This window comes from Cellulomonas alba, assembly GCF_030362835.1.
GTDB lineage: Bacteria > Actinomycetota > Actinomycetes > Actinomycetales > Cellulomonadaceae > Cellulomonas > Cellulomonas alba.
In genome coordinates this window covers 1,387,103-1,406,248 of sequence record NZ_JAUCGQ010000001.1, presented here as the reverse complement: position 1 = coordinate 1,406,248, position 19,146 = coordinate 1,387,103, and the positions used below count along the sequence as shown (strand labels likewise).

The 19,146-nt window shown below is 74.3% G+C and carries 20 protein-coding genes; 9 read left to right on the top strand and 11 right to left on the bottom strand.

The window, feature by feature from the left end:
* Window positions 1–167 precede the first annotated feature (167 nt).
* Together QRT04_RS06370 and QRT04_RS06365 are read left to right on the top strand one after the other, a co-directional pair.
* The gene (locus tag QRT04_RS06370) at window positions 168–887 is read left to right on the top strand and encodes an alpha/beta fold hydrolase (RefSeq protein ID WP_289454324.1); all 720 of its coding nucleotides are present in this window, start codon (window positions 168–170) and stop codon (window positions 885–887) included.
* A gap of 215 nt (window positions 888–1,102) precedes the next feature.
* The gene (locus QRT04_RS06365; protein WP_289454323.1) at window positions 1,103–1,477 is read left to right on the top strand and encodes a hypothetical protein; all 375 of its coding nucleotides are present in this window, start codon (window positions 1,103–1,105) and stop codon (window positions 1,475–1,477) included.
* Between the two features lie 23 nt (window positions 1,478–1,500).
* Here QRT04_RS06365 and QRT04_RS06360 read toward each other — a convergent pair whose 3' ends face one another.
* Both QRT04_RS06360 and QRT04_RS06355 read right to left on the bottom strand, forming a co-directional pair.
* A complete protein-coding gene (locus QRT04_RS06360) occupies window positions 1,501–1,929 on the bottom strand; it encodes a hypothetical protein (RefSeq protein ID WP_289454322.1) in 429 nt (142 codons plus the stop codon).
* 65 nt (window positions 1,930–1,994) lie between these two features.
* A complete protein-coding gene (locus QRT04_RS06355; RefSeq protein ID WP_289454321.1) occupies window positions 1,995–2,390 on the bottom strand; it encodes a winged helix-turn-helix transcriptional regulator in 396 nt (131 codons plus the stop codon).
* A 139-nt stretch (window positions 2,391–2,529) separates the two neighbouring features.
* Between QRT04_RS06355 and QRT04_RS06350 the strand changes: the two genes are divergently transcribed.
* Window positions 2,530–3,462, top strand: coding sequence for a zinc-binding dehydrogenase (locus QRT04_RS06350; protein ID WP_289454320.1), 933 nt, complete (start codon window positions 2,530–2,532; stop codon window positions 3,460–3,462).
* A 105-nt stretch (window positions 3,463–3,567) separates the two neighbouring features.
* Here the strand turns inward: QRT04_RS06350 and QRT04_RS06345 are convergent, their stop codons facing one another.
* The 3 genes from QRT04_RS06345 to QRT04_RS06335 are packed head-to-tail and all read right to left on the bottom strand — an operon-like array spanning window position 3,568 to window position 8,420.
* Window positions 3,568–6,033: a flotillin family protein gene (locus QRT04_RS06345; protein WP_289454319.1), complete on the bottom strand. Its 2,466-nt coding sequence runs from the start codon at window positions 6,031–6,033 to the stop codon at window positions 3,568–3,570.
* Entirely contained in the window at window positions 6,030–7,979 is a 1,950-nt protein-coding gene (locus QRT04_RS06340) for a caspase family protein (protein WP_289454318.1), read from the bottom strand. The genes QRT04_RS06345 and QRT04_RS06340 overlap by 4 nt, the downstream gene beginning before the upstream one ends.
* 15 nt (window positions 7,980–7,994) lie before the next feature.
* Window positions 7,995–8,420: a hypothetical protein gene (locus QRT04_RS06335; RefSeq protein WP_289454317.1), complete on the bottom strand. Its 426-nt coding sequence runs from the start codon at window positions 8,418–8,420 to the stop codon at window positions 7,995–7,997.
* Window positions 8,421–8,629: 209 nt separating this feature from the next.
* On the opposite strand from QRT04_RS06335, the gene QRT04_RS06330 reads away from it, so the two are divergent.
* The 3 genes from QRT04_RS06330 (at window position 8,630) to QRT04_RS06320 (ending at window position 10,410) form a co-directional block, all read left to right on the top strand.
* Complete coding sequence (locus QRT04_RS06330; RefSeq protein ID WP_289454316.1) at window positions 8,630–9,103, top strand: hypothetical protein; 474 nt, start codon at window positions 8,630–8,632, stop codon at window positions 9,101–9,103.
* Window positions 9,104–9,113: 10 nt separating this feature from the next.
* Complete coding sequence (locus tag QRT04_RS06325) at window positions 9,114–9,893, top strand: alpha/beta fold hydrolase (protein WP_289454315.1); 780 nt, start codon at window positions 9,114–9,116, stop codon at window positions 9,891–9,893.
* Window positions 9,894–9,954: 61 nt separating this feature from the next.
* Window positions 9,955–10,410, top strand: coding sequence for a GatB/YqeY domain-containing protein (locus QRT04_RS06320; RefSeq protein WP_289454314.1), 456 nt, complete (start codon window positions 9,955–9,957; stop codon window positions 10,408–10,410).
* Between the two features lie 17 nt (window positions 10,411–10,427).
* Here the strand turns inward: QRT04_RS06320 and QRT04_RS06315 are convergent, their stop codons facing one another.
* The 3 genes from QRT04_RS06315 to QRT04_RS06305 form a co-directional block, all read right to left on the bottom strand.
* Window positions 10,428–11,168 carry a class I SAM-dependent DNA methyltransferase gene (locus tag QRT04_RS06315; RefSeq protein WP_289454313.1) on the bottom strand — a complete coding sequence of 247 codons (741 nt, stop codon included), beginning with the start codon at window positions 11,166–11,168 and terminating at the stop codon, window positions 10,428–10,430.
* Between the two features lie 42 nt (window positions 11,169–11,210).
* Window positions 11,211–12,389, bottom strand: a complete 1,179-nt coding sequence (locus tag QRT04_RS06310) for an MFS transporter (RefSeq protein ID WP_289454312.1) — start codon at window positions 12,387–12,389, stop codon at window positions 11,211–11,213.
* Between the two features lie 83 nt (window positions 12,390–12,472).
* Window positions 12,473–13,435: a prohibitin family protein gene (locus tag QRT04_RS06305; protein WP_289454311.1), complete on the bottom strand. Its 963-nt coding sequence runs from the start codon at window positions 13,433–13,435 to the stop codon at window positions 12,473–12,475.
* Window positions 13,436–13,669: 234 nt separating this feature from the next.
* Between QRT04_RS06305 and QRT04_RS06300 the strand changes: the two genes are divergently transcribed.
* The 3 genes from QRT04_RS06300 to QRT04_RS06290 all read left to right on the top strand — a co-directional run bounded on the left by QRT04_RS06300 (window position 13,670) and on the right by QRT04_RS06290 (window position 17,174).
* Entirely contained in the window at window positions 13,670–14,386 is a 717-nt protein-coding gene (locus tag QRT04_RS06300) for a hypothetical protein (RefSeq protein ID WP_289454310.1), read from the top strand.
* A 68-nt stretch (window positions 14,387–14,454) separates the two neighbouring features.
* Window positions 14,455–16,515, top strand: coding sequence for a sensor histidine kinase (locus QRT04_RS06295; protein WP_289454309.1), 2,061 nt, complete (start codon window positions 14,455–14,457; stop codon window positions 16,513–16,515).
* On the top strand, window positions 16,512–17,174 hold the full coding sequence (locus QRT04_RS06290) for a response regulator transcription factor (RefSeq protein WP_289454308.1): 663 nt from the start codon (window positions 16,512–16,514) through the stop codon (window positions 17,172–17,174). Before QRT04_RS06295 ends, QRT04_RS06290 begins: the two co-directional genes overlap by 4 nt.
* Before the next feature lie 9 nt (window positions 17,175–17,183).
* Here QRT04_RS06290 and QRT04_RS06285 read toward each other — a convergent pair whose 3' ends face one another.
* The 3 genes from QRT04_RS06285 to QRT04_RS06275 are packed head-to-tail and all read right to left on the bottom strand — an operon-like array spanning window position 17,184 to window position 19,128.
* Window positions 17,184–18,323: a TRAP transporter substrate-binding protein gene (locus tag QRT04_RS06285; RefSeq protein ID WP_289454307.1), complete on the bottom strand. Its 1,140-nt coding sequence runs from the start codon at window positions 18,321–18,323 to the stop codon at window positions 17,184–17,186.
* On the bottom strand, window positions 18,242–18,847 hold the full coding sequence (locus tag QRT04_RS17180; protein WP_326522453.1) for a VOC family protein: 606 nt from the start codon (window positions 18,845–18,847) through the stop codon (window positions 18,242–18,244). The genes QRT04_RS06285 and QRT04_RS17180 overlap by 82 nt, the downstream gene beginning before the upstream one ends.
* The gene (locus QRT04_RS06275; protein ID WP_289454306.1) at window positions 18,844–19,128 is read right to left on the bottom strand and encodes an ArsR/SmtB family transcription factor; all 285 of its coding nucleotides are present in this window, start codon (window positions 19,126–19,128) and stop codon (window positions 18,844–18,846) included. The genes QRT04_RS17180 and QRT04_RS06275 overlap by 4 nt, the downstream gene beginning before the upstream one ends.
* Between the last annotated feature and the right edge of the window lie 18 nt (window positions 19,129–19,146).

The following is a 19,146-nucleotide window of genomic DNA, read 5'->3' as shown; positions in this document are numbered from 1 at the left end:
ACCAGCGGCGCGCGTGGGCAACGTGGAGGGCGCCGATGCACTCATCGGTCACTCGTTCTCCACGGCCACTCCCTAGGTTCACGAACGAGGAGCTCGGAAACCCGTCGGCTCCCTTCCCGAGGCAGGGGGCCGAAACGCACCCTGCCGGCGCCGTCGAAGGAGTGAACATGTCAAGCAGGCCCACGGTCGTCATGGTCCACGGCGCGTTCGCGGACGGGGGCAGCTTCGGCCCCGTCACGAGTGCGTTGCTCGACGACGGCGTCCAGGTGGTGGTCGCCGCGGGGCCGAATCGCGGCCTCGTCACCGACGCCGCCTACATCGCCTCGGTCGTCCGCCGGATCGACGGGCCGGTGCTCCTCGTCGCACACTCCTACGGAGGAGCGGTCATCACCGTCGCGGGGGTCGAGGAGAACGTCGTCGGTCTCGTCTACCTCGCCGGCTACGCACTGGACCAGGGCGAGACCATCGCAGAGCTCCAAGGACGGTTCCCGGACTCGCCGCTCGTCGAGGCGCTGGTCTTCGCTCCGTTCGCCCTCGACGGGACCGGCGAGGCCGGCATCGACGTGTCGGTCGACGTGGCCCGGTTCCCGGAGATCTTCGCCCCGGACGTGGACCCCGCCGTGAGCCGCCTCCTGGCGGTGTCGCAACGTCCGCTGGCCCAGGTGGCGTTCGGAGAGCCGGCCGGCGTCGCCGCGTGGAAGTCGAAGCCTGCCTGGGGCGTCGTCTCGTCGTCAGACCACGTGATCAATCCTGACGTCATCCGCTTCGGGTACGAGCGCGCGCACATGAAGGTCACCGAGGTCGACTCCTCACACCTGGTGATGTTCGCGCACCCGGCGGAGGTGGTGGGCGTCATCCGCGAGGCGCTGGCCACGACGACGAGCTGACATCCTGTGGCGCGTGAGGCTCGGGCCGGCCCGCCTCGCTCCACGCGTGCCACCACCGGTTTCCGGTCGCGCGCGCCGGCCCGCGCGATGACGCGATGGCGCACCCCGCGTGCTCACAAGCCCCTCCGGCAGGCTCGCCTCGACGTGGCGCCTCGGTGGGCGGTGCCGATGACCGGCCTTGCCTCGTGGCTCCCAGTCCGAGGACCGTGGGCCAGATGTCGGTGGACACCAACGTGAGCGAGAGCGCCCGGGCGACCGTGCTCCTGCTCGGCCGGACCGAGATCGTCGTGGAAGACGCTGAGCGTCACCTCGACATGAGCGACGTGCGGCTGCTCGGTGGGACCGGGCTCACGGACGTCCGACGCGCCTTCTCGACGGAACCACGCGTCGACCACGTCATCATGGGCGCCGGGCTCGATCTGCAGACCCGGCTCGAAATCGTCCGCGAGGTCTTCGAGCGCAGCGACGTGACGACCGTCCACCTGAAGGACAGGGCCACGGGACCCGAGGGGTTCCTCCCCTTCGTCCGCGCGGTGCTCCGCGGGCTCCGCGACTTCCCGGAGGAGCGCGACGCGACGGCCGGGGGATAGCGGTCGGTGTGCGCTCGCCGCCGTCAGCGGTAGAACACGCGCCCCTGGGCACCGGACGACACCGACCACACCTCGGCGATGCGGCCGCGCTCCACGCGGAGCGCGTCGACACCGCTTCGCGACGTGGGCGTGCCGCCGGTCGGCGTGTGCGTCACGAGGTACGGGCGCGCCACCAAGCCGGTGACGCCTCCGTCGTCCGGGGCCACGTCGACCACGGGCGTCCCCTCCGCCGCGAACTCCAGCGTGCCGCCGCGGCCTGCGTGCCATGCGTCGACGAGCGCCACCAGCTGCGCGGGCGTGCGGACGTCGTCGAACGGCTCGCTCCCGGCCTGCGCGTACCGCAGCGTGAGGTCGGGTGCGAGCAGCTCGTCGGGACTCACCGGCTCCCGGTTCCACAGCGCGGTCCACCGGTCGAACACCTCGGCACCCGCGCGACGTGCGTCGTCGTCCATCGCTGCCCCCTTCGTCGGCAGCCCCCAGCCTCCTCCCGAGCACCGACACGCGAGCCGCCCTCGCGTCAGGCGCGGGTGTCGTAGTCCTCGCGCGCGGCGTCGACCTGGTCCATGTGCGCCTCGGCCCAGACCTTGACCGCATCGACGACGGACGTGAGCGACTGCCCGAGCGGCGTGAGCTCGTAGTCGACGCGCACCGGAACGGACGGCGTGATGGTGCGCTCGACGATCCCGTCGCGCTCGAGGGCCCGCAGCGTCTGCGTGAGCATCTTCTGGCTCACGCCGCGGATGCGCCGTCGCAGTTCGCCGTGCCGCAGGGGCCCCGCGGCGAGCGCGACGAGGACCAGGCAGACCCACTTGTCGGACAGCTCGTCGAGAAGCTGGCGGGTCGGGCAGTTGGGGTCGAACGCGTCGTACACGCCGGAAGCGCTCGGCGCGGGAGCGGTCGCAGTGGTGGTCATACGGGCCCTCCAGCCGGCACCGGTGCGATGCCTGGGAACCGACAGTAGCGCTTGGGCACCAAAAGGTACCTACTTCCCAACAGGAACCATCCTGATCAGGATGGGGGCCGTCACCCGGATCACCCCGAAGGAGAGTCCCATGACCGTCCTCACCATCCCCGCCTGGGGCGTCGCCGAGCTCGTCGAGCGGGAACCGGAGCGCCCGGGACTCGGTCAGGTCCGCGTGCGCGTCGAGGCGGCGCCCGTCCACCCCGCCGACGTCTGGGTCCACGACGGCACGCTCGCCGCGCTGCTCCCGGACGCGCCGTCGTACACCCCGGGCTGGGGCGTCGCCGGCGTGGTCGAGGAGGTCGGGCCCGACGTGGTCGACCTCGCTCCGGGCGACCCGGTGCTCGGCCTGTCCGACTGGTTCGACACCTTCGTCGGCACGCATGCGTCGAGCGTGGTCCTGCCGGCGCGCGCCGTCGGTCGCCGGCCGGGCGGTCTGGCCGCGGCGCAGGCTGCCGCGCTCTCGCTCAACGCGCTGACCGCTCGACAGGCGCTCGATCTCCTGGACCTGCCGACGGGGGCGACCCTCGGCGTCACCGGGGCGGCGGGCGGCGTCGGCGGGTTCGCGCTCGAGCTCGCTCGGCTGCGCGGTCTCGAGGTCGTCGGCGTCGCGCGGGAGACCGACCGAGGGTTCGTCGAGGGCGCGGGCGGCCGCCTCGCCATGCGGCCCGACGATGACGACGCGGACCTCGCCGAGGCGCTCCGCGCGGCGGCCGGCGGCGGGGCGCTCGACGCCGTGCTCGACACGGCCGTGCTCGGCGCCCCCGCGCTGGACGCGGTGCGCGACGGCGGCGTCTTCGTCGCGGTCACGGGGCCCGGCACGCCGGCCTCCGAGCGCGAGATCCGGGTCGACACCGTGCACGTCGTCGGTGACGGGTCGCAGCTCGCGGAGCTGGCACTCCTCGCGACCGACGGTGCGATCACTGCGCGCGTGGCGGCGATGTTCCCGCTGGCCGAGGCGGCGGACGCGTACCGCACGGTCGCGCAGGGCGGCCTGCGTGGGGCGGTCGTGCTGATCCCCTGAGCGTCGCGGCGGCCGGCCCCACCCGCACCGGGCCGGGCCGGCCGGCCGCACCAGATCGGCCGCCCGGACCCCTCGTGGCGGCTCGCCGGCGCGCGAGGCCCGTCCTCAGGCCCGGGCCGCGAGGTAGGCGACCCAGGCCGCCTCGGCCGACGCCGCGCCGGGAAGGTAGGGCAGCGTGGGCAGCTCGTCCCCGGGAGACGGGTCGCCGTCGACGTGGCGGAGCAGGTGCCGGACCAGTCGGAGCAGCTCCGCGTCCTCGCACTGCGCCTCCTGCGACTCCAGCTCCGCCGTGAGCGCCGGCGCATGCTCGACGTCCCGCGCGAGTGCGGCCGTGAGCTCCGTCAGCTGGCGCAGGACGGTGCGCGTGCTCTCGTCGTCCTGGGCGCGCTCGAGGAGGGGCAGCGCGGCCTCGCTCTCCTGGTAGAGGTGCGAGGGGCGGCGCGCGCGACGGACCGACGCCGCGTACCGGTCGGCCCCCGCCGCGCCGTCGGACAGCACGACCTCGATCGCGGCGAGCCTGGACTCGGCGGCGGGGCGCGGGTCGCCGTCGTCGGCCGCGGCGGCGAGCTCACGGGCGCGCTCGCGGTCGACGAGCAGCGCGTACCAGGCGGCGTCCAGCTGGTTGCCGCTGCTCAGCGCCTCCTCCACGAGGTCGCGCAGCTCGCCGGACGCCTCGGCGGGCGAGGCCGCGAGGGCGAGCGACAGCGTCCGGATCTCGTGGGACCACCACTCCTCGAGGTCCATGCGTGGCAGGAGGGCCGCTGCGTCCTGCGGCAGGCCGCGCATCAGCAGGTCGTAGCCCAGGATGGCCGCCGCCCAGCCGGCTCCGGCAACGCCGGGCGCCGTCTTCTCCACCCAGTCACGCAGGTCGTCGGGAAGCACTCCCTGCCAGTTCGCCTCGGTGACGACGCACGTCTGGATCACCCAGTCGTCGTCGGGCCGCAGGTCGAGCCCTCGGCGCGCGGACCACGCGGCCGGGCGACGCAGGTCGGCGTCGGTCAGCGCCCAGGCCAGGTGCGCCCACCGGTACGACGAGGTGGTGTCGAGCATCGCGGCGAGCAGCAGGTGCGGCAGCGGACGCCAGCGGTGGCCGGCGCCCAGGGGCTGCTCGAGTGCGAGCAGGGCGTCGGACCGCGACAGCAGCAGACCCCACAGGAGGCACGCCCGGCCCGCGGTGTCGGGCCCGTGCCGTCCCTCGAGCTCGCCCAGGAGGCCGAGCCCCTCCGCGACGAGGTCACGGCCGCGCTCGGTCTGCCCGTCGAACGACGAGCCCCACAGCGCCTCCGCCAGGTCGAGGCCTGACTCGAGGTCGGGCGCCGGCTCGCGGGCGCGCGCGGCGCGCAGGCACCGGACGGCTGCCGGCATGTCGTTCGCGCGGCGGTAGTCGGCGGCGGCCTCACGCAGCAGCTCCGTCGAGCGCTGCTCGTCGTCGACGGCGCCGGCCCAGAGCTCGCGCAGCCGCCCGTCCTGCGCGTACGTCGTGAGCGTGGTCGCCCGGTAGCGCTCGGCCCAGCCGCGGAGCTCGTCCGGGCGGCCCCGTGCGGCGGCGACCTCCGCCCGGAAGTACGTGTACCGGTCGTCGTCGCGCGCCCTGGCCTGGACGCGCCACCACGGGAGCTCGTCGAGCTGGGGGCCGGTGCGGGACACCGCGGTGGTCAGGAGCTCGCGGCCCAGCTCGAGCTCCTCGCCGCCCTCCAGCATCACCTGGGCGCGCAGCAGGAGTGGCTCACCCGCGGAGGGATCGTGCCGGGCGGTCCGGGTCGCCGCCGTGCGCGCCGCCGTGAACGTGGCCGACGCGTCCACCTCCTGCGCCGCCTCCCGCAGCAGGGCGATCACCGCCACGGTGCCGACGTCCCCCGAGCCGGGCCACGCCTCCGCGACGCGCCGCGCCTCCTCCAGCTCGCCGCGCGCGTAGTGCAGCAGTGCGGTGGCGAGAACCACCGATGCCTCGCGCTCGAGGTGCCGGACCTCGCCGAGCTTCGCGTCGGCCGCCTCGACGTCGCCCGCGGCGAGGTCGGCCAGGACGCCCGCGACGACGCTCACCGCGCGCAGCTCGGTGTCCGCCGACGCGACCGAGTCGCGCTGCCGGCTCACCTCACCCGCGGCAGCGACGTTGCCGCGTGCGAGGGCGAGCCGCGCGGCGAGCTGGACCACCGCGTCCGGCTGGCGCTGGTCGTGCGCGGCGGCCCAGAGCCCCGAGCGCAGTGCGGGCGGGAGACCTTCGACGAGCGCCCCGTCGCTCGAGCTCTCGAGCAGCTGGACGACCTGCTCGGCCATCGTCGTCGCCGGCCCGGCGGGGGCCACCAGCACCGCCTGCACGAGCCGGTCCACCTCGGCCTGGGCCGCGCCGCGCAGGTGCGCGATCTCCGCGAGCTCCGCGAGCACCTCCCACTCGGCCGGGGCGCCGGAGGGGTGGCCGTCGTGCTGCCCGTCGCTCGCGCTCGCGACGTCGAGCGCACGGTGCAGCTGCTTCTCCGCCTCGCCGATCTCTCGCTCCGTCGCGCCCGGCCCGACGAGGGCGCGCGCGAGCTCGACGCGCGCCCGCGCGACGGTCGCCTCGCGCTCGCTCATCGGGGCTCCGCCTTCCCGGGGCCGCCGATGCCGGCGAACTTCGGCAGCGACCGCTCGGCGTGCACCGAGGCCCGCGCCTGCGACGCCGGCGAGAGGAAGAACCCGGGGACGCCGAACGTCGGCTGCAGCTCGGCCGGGATGTACCGCAGCACCCGGTCGCGGGCGAACCACACGCTGCGCACCAGGTCCTTGCCGCTCGCGAGCGCCGCCAGCAGGAGCCCGATGAACGTCTTCAGCTCGTGCGGGTCGCTGTCGTCGACGTAGGCCTCGAGCCCCGGCGTGTGGCAGATGAAGACGACCGGGACGCCGAGCTCGGCGTTGAGCACGGAGGCCACCATCGGCGCCGCACGGATGGCGTCCAGGCCGGCCTCGGCGGCGACCGACGCGAGCACCACGGCGCGCAGCCCTCGTGCCCGGCGGAGCTCGTCGGCGAGCGACTCCGCCGTCCGCCAGTCCGTCTCGGGGCCGCCGCCGAACCCGAGCTTGGCGGTCGGCGGGTGGTCGTCGACGCGCAGCAGCGGCGCGCAGACGACGAGGCAGTCGGGCTTCTGGTCGACGGCTTCGAGAAGCTGCGCCCAGGTGGCCGGCCGGTCGTCGGGCGTCGCCAGCGTGCGGATCTTCGGCATCGCGACGAGCTCCGCGCCGAGCCGCTTCGGCATGCGCGCGTACCGGGGCGCGACGCTGCTCACCACGGCCACGTCCACGATGTCCGGCTCCCGGGCCGCGAGCCGCTGCGGGGGGCCGGAGCGGGACACGACCAGCCGCCGCTGCGCCAGACCGGCGTGCTCCACGCCCAGCTCGGCAGGGACGTTGAGGAACTCCCACGGGAACTCGGACAGCTGCGCCCACGGCGGCTCGAACGTGAGGTTGAGCTGCACGACCACCTCGTCGTCGGCCTCCGCCAGGAGGCGCTGGACGGCCCGCGGCAGCGCGGCCTCGAACAGGTTCGCCCCGGCCGTCTCGAGGGCTCCGCGGGCCCGCCGCTGCCACGAGGGCTCGCCGTAGTCCTTGGCGCGCATCACGGCGTCGGCGAGCTCGCACAGCCGACGAATCGCGGCCAGCCGCGTGCCGTCGAGCGCGGTGACGTCCCGCTCGTCCGTCGTGATCCGGCCGTTCTCGTCACGGTCCCACGAGGCGACCACGGTCGAGCGCTTGAGCGTGAGGTCGACCGGCACGACGCGAAGGTCGTCCGGCCAGCCGCGGACCTCGATCTGGCCGTCCTCGCGCGCCGCACCGGGCCGCCGCGCCAGGCCGATGCGGCCCTGCGCGTCCAGGTTGCGATGCGGCCGGGGCTGCAGCCGCGGCACGAAGCCGTCGAGCGCGGCGTAGACGTCCTCCGCCGTGAGGATGCCGTCGCTGCCCGGGAGCGACGGGTCGACGAGCACCGTCGCGAGAGCCTTGGTGAACGCGCTCGGGCCGTCCTGCTCGCCCTCGTCCGGGACGACCTGGTTGCCGCCGCTCGCCAGCACGACCGTGCCGGTGCCGAACGTGGCCAGGACGTCGTCGTCCACGATGTCGCCGCGGAACTGCCCCGAGTAGCAGCAGTCGAGCACGATGACCTTCGAGCTCGCCCGCGCCTCCTCCAGCCAGCTGCGCAGCATGTCCGCGGGCAGGGCGCGGTTGAGGCGCCGCTCGTACGGGACGTCGACGCCCAGCAGCCCGAGCTGCTGGCTGGCGCCGAGCCGCTCGCCGTGCCCGGAGTAGTAGATGAGCAGGAGGTCGCCGGGCCTGCTGGCCGCGATCGTCTCCGACAGCGCGTCCGAGAGCGCGTCCGCCGTGAGGTTCTCCCGGACGTCGATCTCCCCGTCCTTGAACATGCCGAGCGTCGGGTGGGTCAGGGCCTCCTTCAGGTGGGCCACGTCGTGGCGGGGGCCGCGCAACGCCGCCATCCCCCCGTCGGGGTGGCCGTAGTCCCAGTTGCCGATCAGCAGTGCCCGGGCGCCCATGAGCTCTCCCGCTCCCTACGCGCCGGGCGACCGATCGGCCTGACCGGCCTGACCGGCCTGCGGGCCGAACGCGGCGGCGACCTGGCCCAGCTCGGCGGCTCCCAGCCCGTCCGACTCGACGAGCACCTCCCGCACGACCGCGCCGTGCTCGGTGACGGTCGCCTTGACCGACCGCCGGCCCGGCCGCGCGGCGATCCACGCCTTGACGACCTCGACGGCCGCGGTGATCACGCCGGCGCTGCCCAGGTCGACGAGCACCTGAGCGAGCTCGATGCCCCGCGTGCCGTCGGCCTGCGTCGGCTCCTGCGTCTCGTCGGGGAGCTCGCGGGCCAGGAGACGGTGGAGCTCGGCGAGGTCGGCGCGCCAACGATCGTCGTCGGCCGTCCCCCACTCGTCGGTGCCGGGGGAGACGTGCAGGACCAGCTCTGTGTCGTGGGACATGACCCACCCCCTCGCACCAGTGTGGAGCAGCCGGGCCACCTCCAGATACATCTCGCCGAACCATCACAGAGCGGGATGATCCGGGCCTGTCCACCGGCCGCTGCGAACGGACGGCGACGCTGCATCTCGGCGGCTCGTTCACCCGCAGCGGGCGTTGCCGGGCGTGCGAGCGGCGAGGAAGGTGGGCGCCACATCCGAGGGAGGGCAACGTGGTGGACAGCTCGCTCCGGGGTCGGTGGCTGAACCGCCCCTGGCACACGGACTGGGTGGTGTGGGTCGCCGCGGGTGTCGGCGTCGCCGGGATGGCGGGCGCGGTCGCGCAGCAAGGCGGGACGGCGGTCGCCGACCGGGTCGTCGCGGGCGTCTTCGACGTGCTCGTCGCCGTGCCGCTCGCGGTCGCGTGCGGTGCCGGGCTCGCGCTGGCGCGGGCGGTGCTCCGCGTGCTGCTGCGAGTCAGGCCCGGGCGCGAGCGCGTGCTGACCCTCACCGTCCGGCTGAAGGAGCTGGGCGGCTCGGTGACGTACACGCGCCATCCGGACGGGGTCGTCACGGCGGGGGTGCGCGGCATCCCGCTGCGCCGGCGGCTCGAGGCGCTCGCGGCCGCGCATGCGCACGCGGAGCGTCACGGTCTGCTCGAGCCGACGTCGGTCGACGAGGACGCGAACCGACCCGGCGGCCAGTAGAGGCCGGCGCATGGAACTGCGGGCGGGGCGCACCACGGTGCACTTCGCCGAGCATGGAGACGGCGCGCCGGTGATCGTGCTGCACGGTGCCGGGGTCGACCACCGCGAGGTGGAGGCGTGCTTCGAGCCGAGCTTCGACACCGCCGGCGGATGGCGGCGGATCTACCCGGACCTCCCGGGCATGGGCCGCACGGCCGCACCCGACTCGATCCGGAGCGCGGACGACGTGCTCGAGACGCTGATCGACTTCGCGCGCGCGGTCACGGATGGCCAGCCGTACGTCCTGATGGGCCACTCGGCCGGTGCCTACTACGCGCGCGCCATGGCGGCGACCGAGCCTGCGCAGGTTCGCGGTCTCGCCCTCGTCTGCCCGCTGCTCCCGGCTCCTGGTGCGGTTCCCGAGCATCAGGTCGTCGAGGGCTCGGGCGACCTCGGCGACGTGAGCTTCCGGAGGTACTTCGTCGTCCAGACGCCGGAGATGCTCGAGCGTCACGAGCGGTTCGTCGCACCGGGAGCGGCTCTCGCCGACTGGTCGGCGTCGGCGCGGATCGGCGAGCGGTGGCAGCTCGCGGCGCGCGACGAGAGCCCGTACGACGGCCCGACGCTGATCGTGGCCGGCCGGCTCGACTCGACCGTCGGGTACGAGGCCGCGGCGGACCTGCTGGGCCGGTACGCGCACGCGTCGCTGGCCGTCCTGGACGGTGCGGGCCACGCGCTCCCGCACGAGCAGCCGGACGTCGTGCGTGCGCTCGTGCTCGACTGGCTCGCACGGGTCGAGCGCGCGGGCTGACCCGCGCGGCGGTCCGGCGGGCGCGTCGTCGGCTGCCCCGACGTGCGGCACGCTGGGAACCATGAGCGAGACGATGACGAAGCTGGAGACCGACCTCACCACCGCGATGAAGGCGCGCGACAGCGTCCGGGTCGGCACGCTGCGGCAGGCCATCGCTGCCGTGCGCGGCGAGGCGAAGTCCGGCCCGGTGGAGCGCGATCTCACCGAGGACGACGTGCAGAAGGTGCTCGCGCGCGAGGTCAAGAAGCGGCGCGAGAGCGCGCAGATCTACACCGACGCCGGTGCGGACGAGCGTGCGCAGACCGAGACCGCCGAGGCGGACCTGATCGGCTCGTACCTGCCGGCGCAGCTCTCGGACGACGAGCTCGCGGCGCTGGTCCGGGAAGGCATCGAGCACGTCGGTGCGACGACCGTGCGCGACATGGGTGCGGTGATGAAGTACGTGACCGGCAAGGCAGGCACCGCGGCCGACGGGCGCAAGGTCTCGCAGCTGGTCAAGGCGGCCCTCTCGGGCTGACGACGACCGCCCGCGCGCTACGTCGGCGTCTCCGCCTTGACCCAGACCGACACGTGGCTGCGGCTCTCGGCGGTGAACGGTGAGCGGTCCCAGCCCGCCCAGCGGTCGCTCAGCCGCAGGCCGGAGATGCGTGCCATCAGGTCCAGCTCCGCCGGCCACACGTACCGGAACGGGATCGCGCCCACGTGCACGCCGTCGTCGCGGACGGTCCAGTGGTGGGACACGAGCCCCTGGTTGACCACGTCGTACTCGTCGAAGCCGAGGTGGCCGTCGCTGACGTCGAAGGGGCGGAACCGCTCGCCCTGCGGCAGCCGCTGCAGCTCGGGGACCATGACCTCCACGACGAACGCGCCGCCCGGCTCGAGATGGGCGGCTGCGGTCTCGAAGCACGCGACCTGCTCGCCCTGGTCGGTGAGGTTCATGAGCGTGTTGAACACGAGGTACACGAGGCGGAACGTGCCGGCCACCCGGACGTGCGCCATATCGCCGACGGTGACGCCGATGTCGGCCGCGCCCGGCTTCGACCGCAGCCGCGCGAGCATCGCCTCGGACAGGTCGACGCCGTGCACCGGCACGCCGCGCGCGTGCAGCGGGACGGCGACGCGACCCGTGCCGATCGCCAGCTCGAGCGCGGCGCCGTCGCCCGCCAGCTCCGCGAGCAGGTCGACCGTGTGCGTCAGCTCCGCGGGGTCGGACTTCGCGCCCAGGTGGTCGTCGTAGGTCGCGGCGACGGACTCGCCGAAGTAGTCGTGCGGCATCCGGCCATGCTGGCGTCGGTCGCGCCGCCTGTCGCGCCGAGGTCAGACCTCGGGTGCGGTGGCCACGCTGGTCGCGCGCGACGCGGCGGTCACGGTGGAGGCGCCGGGGAAGACCGCCGCCGTGGCCGCGAGCAGGGGAGCGACGAGCGCGATCGCCGGCGCCAGACCGACGACGCCCGCCGCGAGGCCGATCGCAGCAGGTCCGGCAAGCACGCCGCCGTAGACGAACGGCGAGAGCCGCGCGGCGGACTGACCGCTCGGGTCCTGGCGACCTGTCTCGGCGTACGCGATCGGCACGAGCGTCGCGCCGCCGAGGCCGAGCAGCGCGAAGCCGGCGATGGCGGCCCGCGGGTCAGGGACGAGCGCGGCGGCGCCCAGACCCGCTGCTCCGACGACCGCCCCGACCCGGAACAGCCGTGCATCACCCCACGCGGCGCGGCCTCTGTCCCCGACCAGCCGCACGGCGGTCTGCGCCGCGGTGAACGCCGTCGCCGCCGTCGCGCCGAGCGCGAGCGACGCCCCGCGCACCTCGTGCAGCAGGACGGCGCTCCACCCGAGCGCCGCGCCCTCGGCGACCATCAGCACGGTGCCCACGAGCCCGACGCGCAGCAGCGCGGGCGTCCACGCGGGCGCGGGTGTCCCGGCCGCGGAGCCGTGCGACGAGGTGTCGGCGACCAGCCGTCGCCCCGCGACGATCCCGATCGGGACGGTGACCATAGCCGCGGCGCTGAGGTGGGCGGCCGTCGGGACGCGCGCGCCCAGCGTGGCGGCGCCGGCGAGCATCGCCACGGTGGTGCCGACGCTCCACGCGGCGTGGCACCCGCTGAGGATCGGCCGTCCGAGGCGCTGCTCGGTCGCGACCGCCGTCGCGTTCATCGAGGCGTCGAGCGCGCCGTTCGCCGCCGCCACGAGCGCGATCGCCGCGACATAGGCCGCCGTGCTGGGTACCGCGCCCAGGACGACCACCGTGAGTGGCAGCGCCACGACGGCGACGCGCGCGACGGCCGCCGAGCCGAGCCGCCGCAACAGCGGAGCGATGGCGCGCATCGTCGCGATCGCGACGACGCCGAACAGCACGCTGAGCAGCCCGAAGGCCGTGTCGCCCAGGCCGTGCTGGACCTTGAGGGAGGGCGCCCGGACGAGGAACCCCCCGAACGAGAGGCCGCTGACGAGGAAGAGTGCCGTCGTGGACCAGCGCGGGCTGCGAAGAACGGTCGACATGCCTCGATGACGGTCGAGGTGCTCGGATCACGACATGCGGCAGCGAACCGCACGGGACGTCGCCGGCGACGGCGTCCGAGCCGCTACTTCGCCCCGGAGGTGGTGGCGGGGGCGGGGGCCGTCAGCGCGCCGGGGCCGACGCCGACCATCGGCGTGGACCCCTGCGGCACCACGTAGACCGTCGAGGCCTTGGTGAGCGCGTCGATGTAGCGCTGCTGCAGGACCTGCGGCGTCAGCGACTTGGAGAGCACGGCGTTCGCGTCGGCGGTGCCCTGGGCCTCGATCTTCTTGGTCGCCGCCTCGACGGCCGCCTGCTGCTGCTCGGCCTCGGCCTTCTCGACCGCGATGCGGGCGGCCTGGGCGTCGTCGAACCGCTGCTTGACGTCGTCGCTGTACCGGATCTCCTGCAGCGTGACGCGGTCGACGACCAGGCCGTTCTCCGCCCAGCGGTCCTCGAGTGCCTGCTGGATGTCGGCCTCGAGCTTGGCGCGGTTGTTGTAGACCTCGATCGTCGAGTAGCCCGCCGGGATGTTCCGCGCGATCGACCGGACGTCGTTCGTCACGACCTTCGAGACGAACGACTCCTGCGTCTTGAACTCCTTGTAGATCTCGAGCACCGCCTCGCCGCGGATCGAGTAGCGCACGACGACGTCGAGGTTGCCCGTGACGCCGTCCTTGTCCTGGAACGTGATCTGCTCGCCGGTCGCCGAGCCACCGGAGTGGTCGCCCTGCTTGCCGTCGCCGATGTACGTGACCGTGTTGTTGCGGATGTCGTAGTTGATCGCCGACACCCACGGCGCCTTCCAGTGCGCACCCTGCGTCGTCGTCTGGCCGACCAGCTGGCCCGTGAACGAGCGGAGCACCCGCGCCTCGCCCGCGTCCTGCGAGTAGTACGACGCCGCGACGAGCACGCTCGCCGCGAGCACGAGCAGCGCGGTCCCCGCACCGCGGACGTACCACCGGTTCTGGCCGGTGGCCTTGCGGCCGCCGACGAGCACGCCGACACCGGCGACGAGCAGCAGGACGATCAGGACGACAGAACCCACGGCGGATCCCTCTCAGGTGGTCGTTGGGACGCCCGGGGCTCGGAGCAGGTCAGACGTCAGACGGCGTGCATCTTGCACCACCGCGACCGCGATGCCGGTGGTGGCGCGCCCGACCCTCCGCGTGGTTCGGGACACGGCACGGGACGACGACTGCCGCGTTGTCCCTGTCGGCCGGGACAACCGGCCCGGCACCGTCAGGTCGTCGAACCGGACAGCCCTGAGAGGACACCCACGATGACCAGCATCACCACCACCAACCCCGCGCGTTCCGACGTCCACGACGAGACCGCACCCCCGCCCCGCCGGGCGCCCCGCGTGTGGGCGGCCGCCGGTGCGGCGTCCGGCCTCGCCGGTATCGCGACCATCGCGCTGTCGTCCGCCGTCGACGTCGTGTACCGCCCCGAGCACGGCGGCAGCACCGACGGCGTCGCCGCGGCGCTCGTCGACAAGGCGCCCGTGATGCTCGCGTTCCACAGCGTCACCGTGATCGGCGCGCTGCCCATGATCGTGTTCGCCGCGGGTCTGCACCGCCGGCTGCGCGCGGCGATGACGGACAGCCTCGTGCCGCTCGTCGCCGCGGCCGGGCTCGTCGGCACGGCCGTCGTCTCGATCCTCGGGAGCGCGCTCGACACCGAGTTCATGGTGCCGCTGCTGCAGGGCGACGTCGTCGACGACGCGAGCGCCGCGATGTACAACCACTGGATCGGCACGGTGCCGTGGCTGTGGACGCTCGCGGGCCTGGCGGGCGTCGGCCTGTTCGCCGCCTCGCGCCGCGGCGTGGTGGCCCGGTGGCTCGGCCTCGTCGGCCTCGTGCTCGGCGGACTGACGCTCGTGCTGGGAATCTCGCCGATGGAGTACATGGCGGGCGTCACCGGTGCGGTCTGGCTCGTCGTCACCGGCCTCGGGCTCACGTTCGGCGACCGCCGGTACCGCGCGCTCGCGCAGCGGTGACGATCTCACCCGGCGCGTGTGGTGCCGGTCCGTCCCGACTCGCGGCGGATCGGCACCACAATGTGCGCGTGACGAGCGAGCACGCGCGACGCCTGGCGCGGACGGCCGGCGTCGTCATGGCGGCCGCCGCCGTCGTCGCGCTCGCGGCCTCGGCCGCGCTGGACCTCCAGGCGCTGGCAGGCGGTCCCGGTCAGAGCCTGGCCGGCGGCCCCGGTTGGCCGTACGCGGCGCTCGGCGTGGCGCTCACGGTGCTGGCAGTGGTCGTGCTCCGCCACGACCCCCGGCAGCGGACCGGTGGCGCGCTGGCCGCGCTCGGTCTCTTCTGGTCGCTCGACGCGCTGAGTCAGTCCTACGTCGGGTTCTCGGTACGGCCGGACGACGCGCTTCTGGGTGCGGACGCCGCCCTGTGGGTGCTCAACCGGGCGGGCGCGTTCCTGCCCGCTGCGGTCGCGGTGCTCCTCATGATCTTCCCGACGGGACGGTTCCTCCCCGGTGGGTGGGGCCGCGCGTGCCGCGTCGCGCTCGGGGCGATGCTGGCCGCCGGCGTCGGCGTGCTCGTCAGCCCGATGGGGGCCGGAGCCGCCGCGGTGCCGCTGCCCGACGACGTCCACCTCGACGCGTGGACGCTGCCGATCGACGCCACGGCCGCGGCGCGCGTCGCGCCCGTCGGCCTCGCCGTGCAGGCCGCCGGCTTCCTCGTCGCCATGGCCTCGGTGGTCGTGCGGTACCGGCGGAGCAGCGGCGTCGAGCGCGACCGGCTGCGGTGGCTCGCGTGGTCGGTGCTGGTGATGGCGGTCCTGCTGCCGCTGACCCTCGTGTCGGACCTCGCAGCGGTGCAGAGCGCGATGCTGCTGGTCGTCGTGCTCGTACCGGCGACCGCGATGACGGTCGGCATCGTCCGGCCGGGTCTCGTGCCGGTGGACGACCTCCTGGCGCGCACGGCCGTGTACGGCGCGCTCTCGCTCGTCATCGTCGTGGCCGACCTCGCGGTGCTCGCGGGGCTGACCGGGCTGCTCGGGGACGCGCTCGATCAGCGGCAGGTGGTGCTCGTCGTGCTCGTGCTCACCGCGCTCCTGTATGGGCCGCTGCGCCTCCAGCTCGGCCGGCTGGTCCGCCGCGTGATGCTCGGGCGTCGGGCCGACCCGTACGGCGCGATCGCGGGCCTGGCGTCGACCCTCGAGACCACCGACGACGCCGCGGACCAGCTCGCCGCCGTGACGCGGTCCGTCGCGGACGTCTTCGGCATCTCCTTCGTCAGCGTCGAGGTCGACCGGCCGGCGGGCGAGCGGCTCGTCGCCGGGTACGGCTCGCGCCCGGCGCAGACGCGGACCCTCCCGATCACCTACCGGGATGCGCCCATCGGTCGGCTCGTGCTGCCGGCCCGCGGGCTGCGCAGCCGGCTCTCCCGGCGTGACGAGGAGCTGCTCGGCGACCTCGTCCGGCAGGCAGCGACCGCGGCGCGGGCCAGCCGCATGGCCGACGAGCTGCAGCTCGGCCGCGAACGGATGGTGCTGGCCCGCGAGGAGGAGCGCCGCCGGATCCGCCGCGACCTGCACGACGGGCTCGGGCCCGCGCTGGCGGGCGTGGCGTTCCGGCTCGAGTCGGCGCGGCTGCTCGCCGAGCGCGATCCGGCCGCAGCACGGCTCCAGCTCGAGGCGGCGACGTCCGACGTCCGCGACGTCGTCGCCGACGTGCGCCGGCTCGCGCACGACCTGCGACCGCCGGTGCTCGACGATCGCGGGCTGGTCGGCGCGCTCGCCCAGCTCACGGAGCAGCAGCCGTACACGGCCGAGCTGCATGCCGACGGGCTGCCCGCGCTGCCGGCCGCGGTCGAGGTCGCCGCCTACCGCATCGCCGCGGAGGCGCTGACGAACGCGACCCGCCACGCTGCGGCCCGCCGGTGCGTGGTCCGGCTCGGCACGGAGGACGGCGGGCTCGTGGTGGAGGTAGCGGACGACGGCCGAGGGATCGACCCGGACCGGCAGGTCGGCGTCGGTCTGCTGTCGGTGCGCGAGCGCGCCGAGGAGCTCGGCGGTCGCACCGAGATCACGTGCCCGCCAGGCGGCGGCACCCACGTCCGCGCTTGGCTTCCCCTGCGGTCCGCCGTCGCCGAGGAGGTACTGCGGTGAGCGCACCAATCCGCGTCGTCGTGGTCGACGACCACCAGATCGTGCGCGACGGGCTCGTCGCGCTGCTCGGGGCGCTCGACGGGATGGACGTCGTCGGCACAGCGAGCGACGGCGTCGAGGCGCTGCGGGTCGTTGCCGACTCGGCCCCGGACGTCGTGGTGATGGACATCCAGATGCCGAGGCTCGACGGCATCGAGGCCACCCGGCAGCTCGTCGCGCAGCACCCGGACGTCCACGTCGTCATGCTCACCATGAACGAGGAGGACGAGACGGTCCTCTCGGCCATCCGCGCCGGTGCGTCGGGGTACCTGCTCAAGGGCTCCGGCGCGGACGAGGTGCGCACGGCCGTGCGGGCCGCGCACACGGGCGGGATGGTTTTCGGCGCGAGCCTGGCGGGCCGGGTGGCCGCACTGTTCGCCGGCGCGTCCACCGACGGCCCCGACCGGTCCGCCCCGACTCTCCCGGGCCTGAGCGCCCGCGAGCAGCAGGTGCTCGAGCTGCTCGCCCTCGGCCGGTCCAACGACGCGATCGCGCGCGAGCTCTACCTGTCGAACAAGACGGTCCGCAACGTCGTCTCCGGGATCTACGCCAAGCTGCACGCGGCCGGCCGGGCGGAGGCGATCATCAAGGCGCGTGATGCCGGGTTCGGCCGCGGCTGACCTGGTCCGTCAGCCGCCGTGCGTGGACGACGGCGTCCCCGTGCCGGCGCACCCCAACGAGCCGTCCTCGACGGCGCCCTGCCCCGCTGCCGACCGGACGCGCTCCAGCGCCTGCTCGTTGCCGGTCTCCCGACCGATGGCGTCCACGACCGGCGCGAACCGTTGCCTGAACTCCGCGAGCTGCGCCGCCGTCGAGGTGACGAACACGCTGGACGCACGGCAGCCCATCTCCACCGCGTCGCGGTCGAGGTCGGCGAGCTCCGGCGTACGCGCCACGGTGTCCGCGACCGCACCCGCGATCCACGCCTTTTCCTCGTCCGACAGCGCGAGCTGCGGCGAGGCGATGACGACCGAGATGCGGGCCCACAGCGGAACGTTGACCACGGCCTGCTGGACCTGCTCGGTGTGCGTCGACTGGTACAGCAGTGAGTTGTCCTGGGCCTTGAGCCTCCCGGCCTCGAACGCCTCGTCACGGTCCCCGAAGCCCAGGTTCTGCGCCGTCACCCCGAGAGCGGCCAGCGACTGGGTGCCGACGACCGACTCGAAGCTGTAGAACGGCAGGCCCGCCCATCTGGCGGGATCGGTGAGCGTCACGCCTGTCGAGAGCGGGAAGCGGATCGAACCAGGTACCACGCCCAGGCCCGTCACGCCGACCGGCTCCAACGACGCCAGCATCCCTCGCGTGACGTCCTCGTCCGCGAGGGCGTCTTTCATGCCCTGGTACGACCCGATGACCATGGGCGCGATCAACGGGTCGAACGCGCTCGTGCCCGCCTTGTGGAGCGCTCGGACGCCGACCCACCCGAGGTCGACGGCGCCGGACGCGACGTCGTGGATCGCCTGCTGCTCGATGTCCGGCCCGTCGCCGCAGCAGTCGAACGCGAAGTTTGCCTCCAAGAGGCCGCCCGAACGCTGCGCCAAGGCGTCCGCGAACCACGACGTCGTGGGGTCGAGCGTGTAGTCGCTGTCGACGTGCACGACGCGCAGGTGGTGGACCGAGTGCGCCGCCGACGACGGGGTCGGCTCGGCCGTCCCGGTCGATCCGAAGCACCCGGACAGCAGGGCGATCAGACCGACCGCCGACGCCGCCGTCCGTGCCCGCACGCCTGCGGCCGTCGACCGGGGTCGACGGCTCGTTGCTGCTTCCATGGCGACCTCCCCCGTCTCGCGGCGCGAGCAGGTGGGCCGCCGGAGGTCCGACCTCGCCGACGAGGAGAGTGTCCCGCCACGAGATGCCCGGCGAACCAGGGGTTTTCCCCTGTCTCTCCCGGTCGGGCGGGGTCCGCGGCCTTCGTCGCGATCAGCTGGACGAGGTTCCCGCACGTGTCGTCGAGCACCGCCACCACCGCCGGCCCGATGTCCGTCGGCGGCTGCGTGAACGTCACGCCGAGCGCGGTGAGCCGCTCGTACTCGGCGTCGACGTCGTCGACCGCGAACTGGGCCAGCGGGATGCCGTCCGCCACGAGCGCGTCCCGGTACGGCGTGACCGCGGGGTGCCCGGCGGGCTCCAGCAGGAGCTCCGGCCCGTCGGGCGCGTCGCGCGAGACGACCGTCAGCCAGAAGTCGTCGCCCAGCGGGATGTCGTGGTGCTTCGTGAAGCCCAGGACGTCGGTGTAGAACGCCAGGGCGGCGCGCTGGTCGTCGACGTAGATGCTCGTCAGCTCGATCCTCATGGGTGCGCCTCTCCGGTCGTGGGCCAACGCTCCGCGATGGCCGCCAGCGGTGTCGGGTCGAAGTGGTGGAGCTTGGTGCGGCCGCGCCGCTCGGTGTGGACGAGGCCGGCCTCCTCCAGCACGGCGAGGTGCTGGGAGATCGCCTGGCGGGACGAGCCGACCCCGTGGCGCATGGTGAGCGTGGTGCAGAGCTCGAACAGCGTCTGGCCGTCCCGGGCGGCGAGCTCGTCGAGCACCAGGCGTCGGGTCGCGTCGTCCAGGGCGTGGAAGACGTCGGTCACGGCTCGATGATAGGCAAG

Bases quoted from the DNA above. Each gene is read 5' to 3' on its own strand.
- QRT04_RS06370 (WP_289454324.1), top strand. From the start codon at position 168: ATGTCAAGCAGGCCCACGGTCGTCATGGTCCACGGCGCGTTCGCGGAC.
- QRT04_RS06365 (WP_289454323.1), top strand. From the start codon at position 1,103: ATGTCGGTGGACACCAACGTGAGCGAGAGCGCCCGGGCGACCGTGCTC.
- QRT04_RS06360 (WP_289454322.1), bottom strand. From the start codon at position 1,929: ATGGACGACGACGCACGTCGCGCGGGTGCCGAGGTGTTCGACCGGTGG.
- QRT04_RS06355 (WP_289454321.1), bottom strand. From the start codon at position 2,390: ATGACCACCACTGCGACCGCTCCCGCGCCGAGCGCTTCCGGCGTGTAC.
- QRT04_RS06350 (WP_289454320.1), top strand. From the start codon at position 2,530: ATGACCGTCCTCACCATCCCCGCCTGGGGCGTCGCCGAGCTCGTCGAG.
- QRT04_RS06345 (WP_289454319.1), bottom strand. From the start codon at position 6,033: ATGAGCGAGCGCGAGGCGACCGTCGCGCGGGCGCGCGTCGAGCTCGCG.
- QRT04_RS06340 (WP_289454318.1), bottom strand. From the start codon at position 7,979: ATGGGCGCCCGGGCACTGCTGATCGGCAACTGGGACTACGGCCACCCC.
- QRT04_RS06335 (WP_289454317.1), bottom strand. From the start codon at position 8,420: ATGTCCCACGACACAGAGCTGGTCCTGCACGTCTCCCCCGGCACCGAC.
- QRT04_RS06325 (WP_289454315.1), top strand. From the start codon at position 9,114: ATGGAACTGCGGGCGGGGCGCACCACGGTGCACTTCGCCGAGCATGGA.
- QRT04_RS06320 (WP_289454314.1), top strand. From the start codon at position 9,955: ATGAGCGAGACGATGACGAAGCTGGAGACCGACCTCACCACCGCGATG.
- QRT04_RS06315 (WP_289454313.1), bottom strand. From the start codon at position 11,168: ATGCCGCACGACTACTTCGGCGAGTCCGTCGCCGCGACCTACGACGAC.
- QRT04_RS06310 (WP_289454312.1), bottom strand. From the start codon at position 12,389: ATGTCGACCGTTCTTCGCAGCCCGCGCTGGTCCACGACGGCACTCTTC.
- QRT04_RS06300 (WP_289454310.1), top strand. From the start codon at position 13,670: ATGACCAGCATCACCACCACCAACCCCGCGCGTTCCGACGTCCACGAC.
- QRT04_RS06285 (WP_289454307.1), bottom strand. From the start codon at position 18,323: ATGGAAGCAGCAACGAGCCGTCGACCCCGGTCGACGGCCGCAGGCGTG.
- QRT04_RS17180 (WP_326522453.1), bottom strand. From the start codon at position 18,847: ATGAGGATCGAGCTGACGAGCATCTACGTCGACGACCAGCGCGCCGCC.